This window comes from Helicobacter mesocricetorum (assembly GCF_900198605.1).
GTDB lineage: Bacteria > Campylobacterota > Campylobacteria > Campylobacterales > Helicobacteraceae > Helicobacter_D > Helicobacter_D mesocricetorum.
The window spans coordinates 1-14,652 of the sequence record NZ_FZPJ01000019.1; the positions used below are offsets into that span (position 1 = coordinate 1).

Sequence of the window (14,652 nt, forward strand, 5' to 3'; positions counted from 1 at the left end):
TTACTTAAATAAATATAAAATGTGGCTTTAAAAAAGCTGTAATTCCAAATAATTAGGGTTGGTTTAGCCATAGTTTGGCGGTTTCTTTTAATCTCTTTAGATCATCACTCGCAAAAAAGGTTATTTTTGTAGGGTTTGGGATAGGCTTTAGGGGGTATTCTTTTTGTAAATACTGCATAATGCAATCTCCTGAATGGATTAGGAGGGGTTTGTTGTTAAAATATTTTGCAATGGATTTGGCGATAAGCGGAAAATGTGTGCAACCTAAAATAATCGCATCGGGATTATTTGGGTAATCCTTAAAGTAATAGTGCATAGTAATATCTAATATTTCTCCTTCAAAAATCCCTTCTTCTACTAGTGGGACAAAGAGACTAGTAGCGAGTGCGGATAGATTATGATAGCCTTGTTTTTGTAGAAGTGTTTGGTAGAGATTGCTTTTTATGGTTGCCTTTGTTCCTAAGATTAGGATTTTAGAATCTTTATCTTTGATAGCATTTTCTAGGGCTAAGATTCCCGGTTTTATCACTCCAATAACAGGGCAAGAAGAGACTTTTTGCATAGCCTCTAATCCATAGGCACTTACGGTATTGCAAGCAACAATGAGTAAATCAATATGCTCTGTCTTAAAAAACTCTAAAGCTTCTAGGGAGTATTGGACAATTACCTTTTGACTACGATTTCCATAGGGGACTCTAGCGGTATCGCCATAATAAATAATTTCTTCAAAACTTTGAGAATCTATAAGGCTTTTTAAGACACTTAAGCCTCCTGCTCCGCTATCAAAAACGCCAATTCTTTTGGGGGTTGTTTTAATCTTTTGCACTATCGTTCATCATATTTAAAAATTCTTCATTGTCTTTAGACTTTTGCATTTGAGAATAAAGAAAAGTTAGGGCGTCAATTTCGTTATTCATTTGGTGGATAGCATTGCGTAATACCCATACCTTTTGGAGTTTGTCGTGTCCTAAAAGCAACTCTTCTTTTCTTGTGCCACTTTTTAAAATATCCATTGCGGGGTAGATTCTACGTTCTGAAATATGTCTTGCTAAGACAATCTCGCTATTTCCTGTGCCTTTAAATTCTTCAAAAATTACTTCATCCATACGAGATCCTGTTTCAATAAGGGCGGTTGCGATGATGGTTAAAGAGCCTCCTTGTTCGATATTCCTTGCTGCACCAAAAAATCGCTTTGGTTTGTGAAGTGCATTAGCATCTACACCTCCGCTTAGGACTTTACCACTACTTGGGGTTGCGGTATTATAAGCCCTTGCAAGTCTGGTAATAGAATCTAATAAGATGACTACATCTTTGCCTAACTCTACCATTCTTTTAGCCTTTTCTATCACAAGCTCTGCAACGCGTGTATGGTTGTTTGCGGGCATATCAAAGGTAGAGCTATAAACCTCTCCTTTTACGCTTCTTTCCATATCTGTTACTTCCTCTGGACGCTCATCGACAAGTAAAACAATGAGTTCGATTTCTGGATGATTATGGGTAATTCCATAGGCTAATTCTTTCATAAGCTCTGTTTTTCCTGTCCTTGGGGGTGCTACAATAAGCGCTCTTTGTCCTTTACCAATGGGGGCAAATAAGTCTAGCATTCTTCCTGTGATTTTGAGGCTATTGTATTCTAAATGGATTTGTTCTGTTGGGAAAAGGGGGGTTAAGTTGTCAAAAAGCGGACGATTTTTCATCTCATCGTGGGATTGGTAATTGATAGCTTCTATCTTTAGGAGTGCGTAATATCGTTCTTGGTCTTTTGGGGAGCGGACTTGTCCTGTTACTATATCCCCATTTCTTAGAGCGAATCTGCGGATTTGGGTGCTACTTACATAGGCATCATTTTGAGAGCCAGAGAAGTTTTCATCAATAGCGCGCAAGAAACCATATCCTTCAGAAGTGATTTCTAAAATCCCTGTAAAAAGGATAAAGCCTCCTTTGCTCACTTGGGTTTTTAGGATTTCAAAAATCAAGTCTTGGCGCAGAAGCTCTTGGGGGTTTTCGATACCTAAGGATTTTGCAATATCAGCAAGTTTGTCAATGGGTTTTGCTCGTAAATCTTCTATCGTATAGCCTTCAACGGGTGTATGTGTCCGTTTTTGTTCTTTTTTGTGTTGATTATCGCTCATATAAAACCTTTTTAAAATTGCAAAATTCCTTTAAAGAGATGACAAAAAATCTTGGCTTGTTAAAGAGTTTTGAGAGAACCATTTAAGATTAGCTGTTTAAGTTTGAAGTTTCCCTTGCTAGTAGTTTTGCAGATGTTACAATAAAGCGGAATTTTAATCTAAAACTTTATTCTTGTCAATATTAATAAGGCGATGAGTAGAAAATTAACATATTCTTTATAAAGCTTTGTAGATTCTTTAAATATTGCTAGAAAAATTGACTTTATAAACAAAATAAGTTTTAATGCTTGTTTTTATATGACAGAAATTAACTTTAAAAAGGAAGCTTAATGACTAAAGGTTTAAGTATGATTTTGTGGGCTGTTATAGCCATTATAGGAGCTTATAGCTTTGGAGTGTTGGCACTTCATAGCGGAGAGAGTATTTCGGCGGTTTGGCTAGTGGTAGCTGCGGTGTGTATTTATGTGATTGGGTATAGATTTTATTCTAAATATATTGCTTATAAGGTTTTGGAGCTAGATGATAATCGTGCTACACCAGCGGTGGTGAATAATGATGGAAGAGATTTTGTCCCTACCAATAAAGTGGTGCTTTTTGGGCATCATTTCGCTGCTATTGCGGGAGCTGGTCCTCTTGTAGGTCCAATCCTTGCTGCACAAATGGGGTATTTACCTAGTATGATTTGGATTGTTGTAGGTGTTGTATTAGCTGGGGCAGTGCATGATTTTACCGTGCTTTTTATCTCTATGCGTAGGAATGGTAAATCTTTAGGAGAAATCATTAAGCTAGAGCTTGGTAATGGAGTAGGGAGCATTGCTATGATTGGGATTTTAGGCATTATGATGCTTATTATTGCGATTTTATCTCTTGTTGTCGTGAATGCCTTAGCTGAATCACCTTGGGGACTATTTACGATTGCTATGACTATTCCTATTGCGATTTATATGGGGATTCATATGCGATTTTTGCGTCCGGGAAAAATTGGAGAAGCAAGTATTATAGGCTTTGTATTACTCATCTTAGCCCTTATTTATGGGAGAGAAGTCGCAGCAAGTCCTACTTTAAGCCAGTTTTTTACTCTAAGTCCTGTTACTTTAACCTATGTGATTATTGTTTATGGCTTTGTTGCTGCTATTTTACCTGTATGGTTTTTGCTTGCTCCTCGTGATTATTTAAGCACCTTTTTAAAAATCGGTGTGATTGTGCTTATGGCTGCTGGGATTTTGGTGGTTGCTCCAGAGGTTCAGTTTAAAAGCATAACGAAATTTGTTGATGGAAGCGGTCCTGTTTTTAGCGGCGAATTGTTCCCTTTTTTGTTTATTACTATTGCTTGTGGGGCTATTAGTGGATTCCACGCACTTATTTCAAGTGGAACAACACCAAAAATGCTTGAGAGGGAATCACACGCTAGAGCTGTTGGTTATGGGGCAATGATTATGGAATCTGCCGTAGCGGTAATGGCATTGATAGCAGCGGTGATTTTAACTCCGGGATTGTATTTTTCTCTTAATGTTGCTCCAGCGACACTTGGGACAGCGGGTTTTTATGAGGGTGGAGTCTTAAAAGATGCTGCTCTTGCGGCACAGGTAGCGGCGCAAACCATTAGTAGCTGGGGATTTGTGATTACTCCGCAAGAGATTTTAAACACCGCAGAAGAAATTGGTGAAATAAGTATTTTAAGCAAAACAGGAGGCGCGCCAACTTTTGCTGTTGGTTTGGCTACTATTATTTCGCAAGTTCCGCTTTTTAGTCAAGGTTCTATGGCGTTTTGGTATCATTTTGCTATTTTGTTTGAAGCACTTTTTATTTTAACCGCTGTGGATGCAGGGACAAGGGCTGCAAGGTTTATGGTGCAAGATATATTGGGGAATATCTATAAGCCTTTTGGGAATATTCAATCAATGTTTTATGGGATTGTTGCGACTTTTATTTGCGTGGTTCTTTGGGGTTATATTCTTTATCAAGGAGTAACAGACCCACAAGGTGGGATTAAATCCCTTTGGACGCTCTTTGGGGTGTCTAACCAAATGCTTGCTGGAATGGCTCTCCTTGCGGTGGTGGTTGTGCTTTTTAAAATGGATAAAATTAAGCAATCTTGGGTTGTGATTGTGCCTGTAACTTGGGTTTTGGTAAGCACTTTATATGCAGGGACATTAAAACTACTTCCTGCTAATGGAGAGAGGATTCACGATTCTGTTAGCCATATCGCAATTTGGCAAAACAATAGCGCAAAAGCAGAGGCAAAAATGCTTGAAGCAATGGCGCAAACTGATGAAGCCTTAGCTACTAAACTTACAAAAGAAGCGCAAAGACTTTCAAAGATTGCCAATAATAATCTTTTAAATGCTATTCTTTGTGTGTTTTTTATGTTTGTAACCTTGCTTGTTTTGGTGCAGACAATAAGGATTTGTTGGCAGTGTTGTAATAGGCAAAAAACTATTCCATTAGCAGAATATCCTTATAAAAAGGCAAGTGATTATGAGGGGGCTATTTAATGAATGGGTTATTAAAGGCTATAAGCTTTATAAAAAAAATCTATCAAAAATCCGATAGATTTTTGTATTTACTCGTTGGGCTACCAAGTTATGATAAGTATAAAGAGTATATGTCTAGACATCGTCCTAATGAAACTATTAAAACACAAGAAGAGTTTTTTAAAGAGGCTATGGATAATAAATATGGCTCTAAGGGCAATCCTAAGTGTTGTTAAGAAAAACGCGATAAGTTTATCGATACCTAAAAGTTATTCTTGCACTTAGGGTTATTCTTGCACTTGTGGTGTTTGTGTGATTCTTTCTATTTCTGCAATGGCTTGTATGATGCCATATCGGTTTAAGATTACATTGCTTCTAGCTTTGGTTAGGAGCAATTCTGCATCTAAAAAGTTACTCGTGCTTTCAATCCTTGCTTTGTAACGATTTTGTGAGATTCTATAATTTTCTTCAGCTTGTTGGAGTGCTACAAGAGAGATTTCATAAGCGTTTAGAGCAAGATTATAAACTTCTAGGCTCTTAAAAAGCTGTAAATCCAAATTTTCTATGAGTGTAATTCTTTGAGATTGAAAGGCTAGTTTGTTGATTTTAGAGGATTCTAAGAGATATTTATCCTTAAAGCCGTTAAAAAGGTTAAGATTGACTTGTAATTCTAAGGAAGTTTCTTCTTTGTAAGTGCCGTTTTTTCCTATTAGTCGGTAATTATCCCCATAATTGGTATATTTTCCTATAAGGTCAATATCGGGTAAGAAATTCCCTTTATTGCTTTTGATAAGATAATCTTTGCTTTGGATAACCTTATCTAAATAGAGCAATTCCGAACGCTTTTGATACATAAGGTTTTGTAGTGCGTTAGGATTAAACTTTGGTTTATGGAGCTTTAGCTCTATAAGCTCTTTTGGGTTGATATTTATCCTTGTGTAATGTTCCAGTGTTTTTGTAAAATATGCTAAATCACTCTTTGCGCTTAAGAGTGTTTGTGTGGCGTTTTTTAGCTCTACTTCTACCTTTAATAAATCATTTTTGGGGATTAATCCTACCTTATAAAACTCTGCATTTTCTCTTCTTTGTTCTTCTAGGAGTGCTTTAGATTGCTCTGCTATGAGGACATTTTGGCTTTGACGTAAAACATTAATATAAGCTGTTTTAACCTGTAAAATAATATCTTCTTTGATGGATTGTAATTGGTGTTCTTGCGCTTGATAGAGAGTATAACTGCTAGAGAGGGTGAAAATATCACTTAATCCATTAAAAAGATTGTATTGAATATCACTCCCAAAGCTTCCAGAGGACTTTTTGCCTCTTTGGTTTAGGTGATTACTTTGATTTGTGGTGTAATTTACATTAATAGAGGGATAAAAAGGGCTTTGGTTTTTTTGGTAGCTATATTGCATTTCTTTTAAAAGATATTCTTGTTCTTTAATGCTGTGATTGGCATTTAGGGTTAATTCTATGGCTTCTTGTAGTGTTAATGCGTAACTAAGCTGCAAAAGACTGATAAGGGGCAAGAGTATTTTATGAAACATATTTTTTCTCTTTTGTGATAAAAAAAGATAAAAGGCAGGGGATAAGGAAAATAGTTAAAAAGGTAGATAATGCTAATCCTCCTAAAATTACCGCTCCAAGTCCCCGATAGATTTCACTTCCGGCTCCGGGAGCTAGAACTAAGGGAAGCATACCAAAAATTGAAGTAAGGGAACTCATATAAATAGGTCGAATTCTTACTCTTGTAGCCTCAATAATAGCTGTTTGATAATCCATTCCATAAAGCCTAATATTATATAACGATTGATAGACGATTAAAATAGCATTATTGACAACAATCCCCACTAAAATAATAAAACCAAGCATTGTAAGAACATCTAAGTTTTGCTCTATTAAAAAGGTATCAACAAACCACAATCCTAAAACTCCTCCACTTAGTGCTAAAGGGATACTAAAGAGTATGATAAAAGGATAAATAAAGTCCTCATATAAGGCTGCCATTAAAAGATAAATAATAAAAATAGCAAGGATGAATCCACCCTCTAAAGCTCTGCTTATTTTTGTGAGCTGGTTGGCATTCCCACCAAGTGTTAGTTGGTTTTCACCTAAAGAGCCATTGTTTTTGAGCTTTGTTAAAATCTCATTTTCTATTTTGTCTATGGCTTCTTCAAGTGTGATGTCTTTTGGTGGATTGACTTGCAGGGTTATGGTTCGGTTTGTTTCTAAATGCCTAATGGTATTAATGCCATATTCAAGCTTCTGTAAGGCAAGTGAAGAGAGTGGCAATATCCCTCCATCTGGTGTATAGATAAAAGCACGATAAAGTTCTTCTGGAGAGGTTATTTGAGATTGTTGGGTTTTTAAGATTAAATCTATGTTTTCTCTACCTTCTTCTTTGTATTCAGAGATTTTTCTGCCATCCATTAAAACATCTAATGCGATACCAAAACTTCTTGCGTCTAAGCCTACGGCTTTTAATCTATCATTATTGGGGTAGAGATTAAATTCGGGATAAAGTAGCTCTAAACTTGGAAAGGGTCTTGTTTGTGTCTGTGTTCCAAAGGTTTCAAAAATAATTTTTTGTAATTCTAGGGCGGTTGTTATGAGGGATTCTAAATTGTTTCCGCTGATATTTACATCAATACTTCTTCCTGCTCCTGCTCTTCTTTCAAAAATACCTATTTGTGAAGTATTGCCTGTGATACCCGGGATTGTTGCAATACAATCTTTTGCTAAGGGGATAAGTTCTGTGGCTCTTGTAGTCTCTGTTGAACGCATTCCAAAGAGCATATTAGATTCACTGCCTAAGTAGAATATATTATGAATAGGGGGCATTGTTTCATTCCCTTGAAATCCCTCTTCTTTCAAATAAGGCTGCATACACGCAAAAATCATTTCGCCAATCCTTTGACGCTCATTATAAGAAAGCCCCGGAGGTGGGTTTAGAGTGCTTAGGATGAAGTTTTGGTTACCTTGTGGGAGGTATTCCATTTTGGGGAATAAAAAATAACTAAAAACAAGGGGTAGGGAGGTTAGGCTAAGGATTGTAAAAACTTTGCTTTTAGTGTTTTGAAGGGATTTTTTCACAAAAAACATAATAATAACTGCACATTTATTGCCAAAGTCTTGGAAAAATGCGGAGATATTTCTTAAGGGTTTAAGAGAGATTATTTTTAGCTTTGGGCTTATTTTGTGTATTTGGTAGCATAAGGTTGGAATCACAATTATAGATACAAAAAGAGAGAAAGCAACAGCACTGCTTGCAGCAAGGGCAATATCTCTAAAGAGTTGTCCAGCTTCTTCTTGTATTCTAATAATAGGGATAAAGATAGCAATAGTGGTAAGCACAGATGCGATTAATCCCCCAATAACCTCTAGTGTGCCATCGTTGATAGCTTTAAAAAGGGGTTTGCCCATTTTGGTGTGTCTATCAATGCTTTCTAATACGACAATAGAAGAATCTACGAGCATACCTACGGCAAAAGAGATTCCCGCTAAAGAGACGACATTTAGGGTTCTATCAAGGGCTGCCATAATGATAAAAGTCCCAAAAATGCTTAGTGGTATGGAGAGTGCGATAATAAAGGTAGAGGTGAGTGAGCGCAGGAATATAAGGAGGATTCCACAAGCTAGAAAGGCTCCTATGAAAATGTTTTGTTGCACTAAATCAATTGCTTGTTGGATATAGCCCCTTTGGTCATACATCCATTCTAATTTTAGATGTTCTTTGGCTAAGATTCCTGCATTGAGATTGAAAAACACTTTTTCTATGCGATTTGTTAAATCTAGCACATTGGCATCAGCTGTTGGTTTGATAAAGATGCTTAAAGCTTCCTTGCCATTATAAAGCGATGCGGTAGTTTTTGTGCTATAACCCTCTTTAATCTCTGCAATATCTTTGATTTTTATACGTTTTAAGCCATCACTCCAAAGAATGGTTTCAGCAATCATTTCTGGGGTTTTGTATTCGGCGTTTGTGCGGATTCTATAAGACTTTCTCCCATAATTCATTATTCCAGCGGAGATATTGACATTTTCTCTCTCTAAAGTATTGATAATAGAATCAATGCTTAACTTATAAGCAGCTAATTTTTGATAATCTAAGATGATGTGCATTTCTCTATTGTCTCCACTAGGGAAGAATACTTCTGCGACACCCTCTATTCTCTCGAAGTGTTGAATGATTTGCTCATTAAAAAAGGTTCGGTATTGGCGGATATTTTTATTGCTATCTAAACTAATTAACATCATACGCACTATCGGTGAGGTATCCTCTCCTGTGGCGCGTATGATGGGTTTATCTATATTATCAGGGTATCCCTTGATTTCATTGAGTTTGTTGCCAACCTCTAGGAGGGCTTGTGTTAAATTTGTCCCAATGCTAAATTCTAAGGCAATAGAGGCTCTGCCATTGCGGGATTGGGAATATAGACTTACTAAATTATCAATCCCTTTAAGGGCTTGTTCTTGCCTTTGGGTGATTTCTCTTTCTATCTCATAAGGTGTTGCACCACTCCAAGTTGTCTGGATAGAAATAATGGGGCGCATAACTTTTGGCGTTAATTGGTAGGGCAAAGATTTAAGGCTTAAGATACCAAAGAGTGCGATTAAAATCATTAAAACAATGATGACAATAGGTCGTTTAATGAGTGTTTTTATCATAAGGATTCCATTATTCTCTAATAGCCTCTCCGTCCCTTAGTCGTTCATTGCCCTCTGTGATAACTCTATCTTCTGTGCTTAGGGTTATGTTAAGTGGTTTAATGGAGGCATTAAATCCCTCATAACCATTGATATTCACCATTACTTGTTTAGCTTTGTTGTCTTTTATGACAAAAATAGCATAGCCATTTTGTGTGGGAACAATGCTCTCTCTAGGGACGAGTAAGCTGTCTTTTTCTTTTTGTATATGAAGGTGGGCTTTAACCTCTAAGCCCTCAATAAGCTCCCCTTTTTTATCTTCGATAGAGAGTTTAATAGGAAAGGTTCTAGCTTTAGAATCCCCTAGCGGAATAATTGCGATAATTTTAGATGGATAGTCTTTACCAGCAATGGAGGTTTCTATGCTGTCTCCTACTTTTAAAGAGCGTAAGATTGTAAAGGGGACTTCAATAGTCGCTTCTAAAGGAGTGAGTTTAGCGATTTTAAAAACACTTGCTCCAGCACTTACCCATTCGCCAATTTTGAGGGTTTTTTCTAAAATCACAGCATCATAGGGGGCTTTTATCGTCTTTTTTTGTAGTTGTGTTTGGAGTAGCTGTAATTGTGAGGCAATAGCGTTTTTATTCCCCTCTTGAGCTTGTAAGTCAAAAAGGGCATCCTCATATTCTTTATAAGCAATAGAATTGCTCTTATAAAGACTCTCATAACGTTGAAAGTCTTTTGTGCTTTTTTTTAAAATAGCTTGTGCTTGTTGTAGAAGTGCTTTTTTAGTAGCGATTTCTTTATCTAGTAAATCACTATTAAGCTGTGCTAGGGGTTGATCTTTTTTGATTTTATCCCCTTCTTTAACAAACATTTCTTCGATAACGCCGGAGATTTCAGAGGCTAAAAAAGAACGTTCGCTAAAATACAAAGAACCAATATAAGAATGATTTTGCGTAAAAGCTCCATTTTTAATGGGTTGTGCAACAATGAGGGTAGGGTTTGCTAAGATTGGGTAAGAAAAGAAAAGGACACATAAGATAAAGGTTTTCATATTCTATTAAGACTCCAAGATTTGGTAGTTTAGTTTGTGGGTTTTAAAATAGCATCAAATTTTTTTTGTAAAAAGAGCGGTTGATAGGATTGCTTTGCTTTTCTCAATCCTTCAATCCCTAAGTCTTCTTCACGATTGACATAGGTGTAAGATTGCCACTCTCTTGCTAAAAACTCTCTATTGATAACTTGGTAAGCCCCTTGGTATTGAATATCAGCCTTTTCGATATGAATAACAATCGTATCTTCATTGAGGGGTTCCCCAAAACTAAAGGCGATAATTTTGCCATTTACTCTAATAATCCCACCTTTAAAGCTTAAAAGAGAAAAAGCCTTTAGGCATTCTATGATGCCTATATACTCATTTTTTAAGCCCTCATTGGATGTATTATCCGCAAACCACTCTTCATAGGTTTTTATAAGTTCTTGACAATTAGAAGAATCTAAGGATTCATAGCTAAAGTCATAACGTTCTAAAAAGCGATTGAGGTGGGTTTTTTTCTTATGGTATTTTTTGCCCTTTAGCGCAATGAGTTCAGGGATAGAATAGATATAATCACTCCTATCTTCGCGATAAATATAATCAAAAGTATGGGGCAGTAAAGATTCTAATTCTTCTTTATCTATTTGACTTAAAGAATGGATAGAAAATTCTAAACCTTGTGTTTTGTAGGATTCCATAACTGCTAGGGTGGTTTGCTTTTTGGATTCTTTATGTTGGTTTTTGTGGATAGGGTAGAAAATAAAAGGTTTTTGGTTGGGGTATTGGGTTTGTATAACAAGGCAATCATTGTAAATACAATAACTAATCTCTCTTGAGTAATGCCATAGATAAAGATTGCTAAAAGTTAAATCAGATACTAAAGTGTTTTGAGATTTTAAAAAATCCTCAATGATTGCTTTATCTTCTATACTAATAGGCTTATAGTGCATACAATTTCCTTATTTTAAAAGTGTAATTGTATAGTAAGAATTATAAAGTTAGGTTAATTCTTTGGATGTTTTGGTCTTGAGATAGAAATTGTTTTGTTTGTTTAAGTTTCCTCATTTCTTGACTTAATTGGTTTTTTTGTGCTTTAGCGTATTGGGTAATTTGTTCCATTATGGCTAAGGTTTCAAACATCTCATCTCTTGTTGTAAGAGTGGGTAAATTATCCAACAATTCGTTAATTTTATCATCGTTTTTATTAAGGTAAGCAACCTTTAATTCATTAATCCAGTTCATTTTGATTGACCTCCTTCCACGCTTCTAATAAGCCTTTGGTTACTTTAATGACAATATCAATTTTGTCTTTACTATTTTCCATATTTGCTTGGGTTAAAAGTTTGATTTGGTGGGTGTATAATCCTGTTAGATAATGTGCGACTTGCCCACCTTTTTCATAATCTAAAGAATTTAATAATTCTACAAAAATATCAGTTGTGCGATTAATGTAATAAATCTTTTTTTCAATATCTTGTGAATCAATACAACGTTTTGCCATAGAGGAGAAACGCAAGATACCCTCATAAAGCATTTCAATCAATCTTGCGGGAGATTCTACTGCCACAGAGTTTTGTTGATAGGAGTTATAAGCTGCATTAGGTTTCATCTTTAACCTTTAGTTGCCATAGCAATAATTTGAGATATTTGTTGTTGTTGTTGATTGAGCTTAGCTATCATTTGATCATAAAGCGACCATCTTTGTGCCATTGTTTCGTATCTCTCATCAATTCGTTTTTGGGTATTTGTTTTTTCTGTTTCTAGTCTTTTTTTATCATCATTAAGAGAAGTTTCTAGGAGTTTTAAGGTTCCCTTTTTTTCTCTTCCATTTACCTTTTCATTGGTAATAAGACCATCAATAGTTTTTCTAATTTTTGTAAAAACTCCATCGGTTTCTCTGTTTTCTCCATTGATGCTAGTAGTGCTACTTCTAAAAAATGCAATAGCAGCATCAGGATCTTTTTTGAACTCTGTATCGAATTTTTCTTTTTCAAATTTTAAAGTGCCATCATCATTAAGAAAAACACCAAATTTTATTAGGTTATTTCCATTAGTATCTATGGATGTGATGATAGAGTTTAGCCTACGCACAATGCCTGTAATATCGCTATTACCATTAAAGACTCCTGCTACTTTCGTATCTTGGTCATATTTGGTAAGCTCTGTGAGCTTGTTAAACATTTCATTATAGCTTTCTACAAATTTTTTGACTTCATCGGAAATACCGCTATTATCTCTTGCTATTCTTACTGTAACCTCTTCATTGGGTTTAGTAACATTTGTAAGCTCTAAACTAAGTCCAGAGACAATATCATCAATGGTGTTTTTATCTCTTTCGATATTAATCCCATTGTAAGTGAGTTTTGCATTTTGCGCTTGTTGGATATTGGTAATTTTCATATCATCTAAGAAATTCTTGCTGGTTGTATAAACTCCTGCATTTAATCCTATGGAATCTAGCACATTATTATTAGAAGATAAGGTAATATCTTCGTCTTTTTGATGATTTAAGATAAGCCTACCATTTTCTACCTTTGCAGATACATTTGTAGTAGCTGTTTGTGTGTTGATGAGAGCGGCAACTTTTTCTGCATTAGTATTCCCTGTTTGCGAGCTAACATTAGCTAAATCAAAAGATGTTCCATTGATGGAGAAAGTTCCGCTTAGGGTTGCTGTGTTGCTAACTCCTCTAGCGGCTGTAACTTGATTAAGGGTTTGTGTTGTCTTAGTAGAGAAGCCCAAATCAGTGTCCGTAGAAGTAGTTCCTTGCGCTGCTTGGAATTTCATATCTTTGACTTCAACAGATATTTTTCCACCTTTAGAATCATTTAGCATTAATCCTTTGCCATCTTTATTAAGCCCTATGGTTACTTGTCCGCTATCTACTAATCCTTTTAGTATGCTATTGGTTGGTTCTTGAAGTTTTTGATTGATAGCATTTAGGAATGCTTGTGCGTTTTGTTCGGCAGTGTTTCCAAAATTGGTTTGAATATCTTTTGCTTGAATGGTTAGTTTTTGACCAGCAATATCAACTTCAAAAGTTCCATTTGTATTATTGTCTATTTTACCTCCGGGTAATGCTGAACCTACAAGGGTGCTACCAAAATAGATTTTCTTATCTGCTCCACTATCTTTAGATTGAATCATTAATTGGTAGGGATTATCTCCCCCTGTTTTCATAATGATTCCTAAGACTTTTCCATCTGTGGCATCGGTAATGGCTTGTCCAACTTCAGCAAGAGTCATATTTGCCTTAATGTTGATGTTATAGTTTGTGCCATCGTGATAGAAATTTAAGCTTGTATTTTTATTGCTAAAGACACTATCCCTAGACTCAAATTTTAATCCTACTTGATTCACATCATTTTGGGCGAGTTGAGAAACATTGATTTTAATATCTTGCACCGCTAGACCGCTTCCTGCAGTCGCCTTTACTCCAGATCCTTCAATGGTTGTTGAACGTTTTTGGTAAGTGCTTAAATCCGATAGATTTTTCGCTTGGGTGTTTAAAGAAGTCATATTTGTGATGAGTTTGGCAAGTTCTGTTTGTCGTTCGACATTATTTTCTATTTTTTTTGTTATAGGATTGATAAGATTTTTAACATCATTGTTTTTAAATTCGTTAATATTATCCCAGCTTAAAATCCCGCTACCAATCCCTAATGACGAAGTTGCTCCTAGTGCCATAATAAACTCCTTGTTTTTGAGATTATGCCTCTTTGTTGAAAATTATGCCTACGATTTCTTTCATCTTCGCCATAAGCTCCATCGCCTCATCACTTGGAATCTTTCGGATTAAGCGATTGGTGCTTGTTTCAGTAACAGAGACATACATTCCATTAATATCTTCATTAAAACCAAAAGAAATACTCGTATTAAGAGGATTTAACTCTTTATTGAGTTGTTGGGCTAACTCATTGAGTTGTTGTCTTTTATCCTCTTTGTCTTGATTCTTTTGGAACTCTTCAATACTTTTCATTTCTTGTGCTTGTTGTGTTGGCACAGATGAGGAGATAGAGGGGTTACTATCCCTAACTCTATTTCCTTGATGGGTATTTATTTGACTATCAGCAATTTTTATTCCATTTTCAATTGTGTTCATTGTTATCCCCTTCTTAAATATGATTTTTCTTTGAAGTATATCGGATATTTATAAAAAAAGTGAAGTGGAAAGAAAAAATTTTAAAAATCTTCTAAAAATTTAGCAAAATTGCATTTATAAATTTACTAAGGAATAATACCAATGCATAAAAACAAATAGGGCATTTATCATAAACTTTGGATATGTAAATACCTTAGGGTTTAATAAAAATTAGAAATCTTTTTGAATGTGTTGAGATTGGGATTAAATAACTATAAGGTT

12 protein-coding genes are annotated in these 14,652 nt (G+C 35.5%); 2 read left to right on the forward strand and 10 right to left on the reverse strand.

The features are described from left to right. Nucleotides 1-52 precede the first annotated feature (52 nt). Nucleotides 53-826, reverse strand: coding sequence for a glutamate racemase (gene murI / locus C6H18_RS05340; protein WP_233704073.1), 774 nt, complete (start codon nt 824-826; stop codon nt 53-55). Next, on the reverse strand, nt 813-2,132 hold the full coding sequence (rho, locus tag C6H18_RS05345; protein ID WP_104722080.1) for a transcription termination factor Rho: 1,320 nt from the start codon (nt 2,130-2,132) through the stop codon (nt 813-815). The genes murI and rho overlap by 14 nt, the downstream gene beginning before the upstream one ends. Nucleotides 2,133-2,461: 329 nt before the next feature. Here rho and C6H18_RS05350 point away from each other — a divergent pair, with 329 nt between their 5' ends. Both C6H18_RS05350 and kcuS read left to right on the forward strand, forming a co-directional pair. After that, nucleotides 2,462-4,627 carry a carbon starvation CstA family protein gene (locus C6H18_RS05350; protein ID WP_104722081.1) on the forward strand — a complete coding sequence of 722 codons (2,166 nt, stop codon included), beginning with the start codon at nt 2,462-2,464 and terminating at the stop codon, nt 4,625-4,627. Then, a complete protein-coding gene (gene kcuS / locus C6H18_RS05355) occupies nt 4,627-4,842 on the forward strand; it encodes a KCU-star family selenoprotein (RefSeq protein WP_104722082.1) in 216 nt (71 codons plus the stop codon). The genes C6H18_RS05350 and kcuS overlap by 1 nt, the downstream gene beginning before the upstream one ends. Nucleotides 4,843-4,893: 51 nt before the next feature. Here kcuS and C6H18_RS05360 read toward each other — a convergent pair whose 3' ends face one another. The 8 genes from C6H18_RS05360 to C6H18_RS05395 are packed head-to-tail and all read right to left on the reverse strand — an operon-like array spanning nt 4,894 to nt 14,391. Further along, nucleotides 4,894-6,150 carry a TolC family protein gene (locus C6H18_RS05360; RefSeq protein WP_104722083.1) on the reverse strand — a complete coding sequence of 419 codons (1,257 nt, stop codon included), beginning with the start codon at nt 6,148-6,150 and terminating at the stop codon, nt 4,894-4,896. Then, a complete protein-coding gene (locus C6H18_RS05365) occupies nt 6,140-9,271 on the reverse strand; it encodes an efflux RND transporter permease subunit (RefSeq protein ID WP_104722084.1) in 3,132 nt (1,043 codons plus the stop codon). Before C6H18_RS05365 ends, C6H18_RS05360 begins: the two co-directional genes overlap by 11 nt. Before the next feature lie 10 nt (nt 9,272-9,281). Further along, nucleotides 9,282-10,307 carry an efflux RND transporter periplasmic adaptor subunit gene (locus C6H18_RS05370; RefSeq protein WP_104722085.1) on the reverse strand — a complete coding sequence of 342 codons (1,026 nt, stop codon included), beginning with the start codon at nt 10,305-10,307 and terminating at the stop codon, nt 9,282-9,284. A 29-nt stretch (nt 10,308-10,336) separates the two neighbouring features. Then, nucleotides 10,337-11,239, reverse strand: coding sequence for a DUF2156 domain-containing protein (locus C6H18_RS05375; protein ID WP_104722086.1), 903 nt, complete (start codon nt 11,237-11,239; stop codon nt 10,337-10,339). A 40-nt stretch (nt 11,240-11,279) separates the two neighbouring features. Then, nucleotides 11,280-11,531, reverse strand: coding sequence for a hypothetical protein (locus C6H18_RS05380; RefSeq protein WP_104722087.1), 252 nt, complete (start codon nt 11,529-11,531; stop codon nt 11,280-11,282). After that, nucleotides 11,518-11,898, reverse strand: a complete 381-nt coding sequence (gene fliS / locus C6H18_RS05385) for a flagellar export chaperone FliS (RefSeq protein ID WP_104722088.1) — start codon at nt 11,896-11,898, stop codon at nt 11,518-11,520. Before fliS ends, C6H18_RS05380 begins: the two co-directional genes overlap by 14 nt. Before the next feature lie 2 nt (nt 11,899-11,900). Continuing rightward, nucleotides 11,901-13,976, reverse strand: coding sequence for a flagellar filament capping protein FliD (gene fliD / locus C6H18_RS05390; RefSeq protein ID WP_104722089.1), 2,076 nt, complete (start codon nt 13,974-13,976; stop codon nt 11,901-11,903). 22 nt (nt 13,977-13,998) lie between these two features. Further along, entirely contained in the window at nt 13,999-14,391 is a 393-nt protein-coding gene (locus tag C6H18_RS05395; RefSeq protein WP_104722090.1) for a FlaG family protein, read from the reverse strand. Between the last annotated feature and the right edge of the window lie 261 nt (nt 14,392-14,652).

Coding starts and splice junctions, on each gene's coding strand:
- rho (WP_104722080.1), bottom strand. CDS start 2,132: ATGAGCGATAATCAACACAAAAAAGAACAAAAACGGACACATACACCC.
- C6H18_RS05350 (WP_104722081.1), top strand. CDS start 2,462: ATGACTAAAGGTTTAAGTATGATTTTGTGGGCTGTTATAGCCATTATA.
- kcuS (WP_104722082.1), top strand. CDS start 4,627: ATGAATGGGTTATTAAAGGCTATAAGCTTTATAAAAAAAATCTATCAA.
- C6H18_RS05360 (WP_104722083.1), bottom strand. CDS start 6,150: ATGTTTCATAAAATACTCTTGCCCCTTATCAGTCTTTTGCAGCTTAGT.
- C6H18_RS05365 (WP_104722084.1), bottom strand. CDS start 9,271: ATGATAAAAACACTCATTAAACGACCTATTGTCATCATTGTTTTAATG.
- C6H18_RS05370 (WP_104722085.1), bottom strand. CDS start 10,307: ATGAAAACCTTTATCTTATGTGTCCTTTTCTTTTCTTACCCAATCTTA.
- C6H18_RS05375 (WP_104722086.1), bottom strand. CDS start 11,239: ATGCACTATAAGCCTATTAGTATAGAAGATAAAGCAATCATTGAGGAT.
- C6H18_RS05380 (WP_104722087.1), bottom strand. CDS start 11,531: ATGAACTGGATTAATGAATTAAAGGTTGCTTACCTTAATAAAAACGAT.
- fliS (WP_104722088.1), bottom strand. CDS start 11,898: ATGAAACCTAATGCAGCTTATAACTCCTATCAACAAAACTCTGTGGCA.
- fliD (WP_104722089.1), bottom strand. CDS start 13,976: ATGGCACTAGGAGCAACTTCGTCATTAGGGATTGGTAGCGGGATTTTA.
- C6H18_RS05395 (WP_104722090.1), bottom strand. CDS start 14,391: ATGAACACAATTGAAAATGGAATAAAAATTGCTGATAGTCAAATAAAT.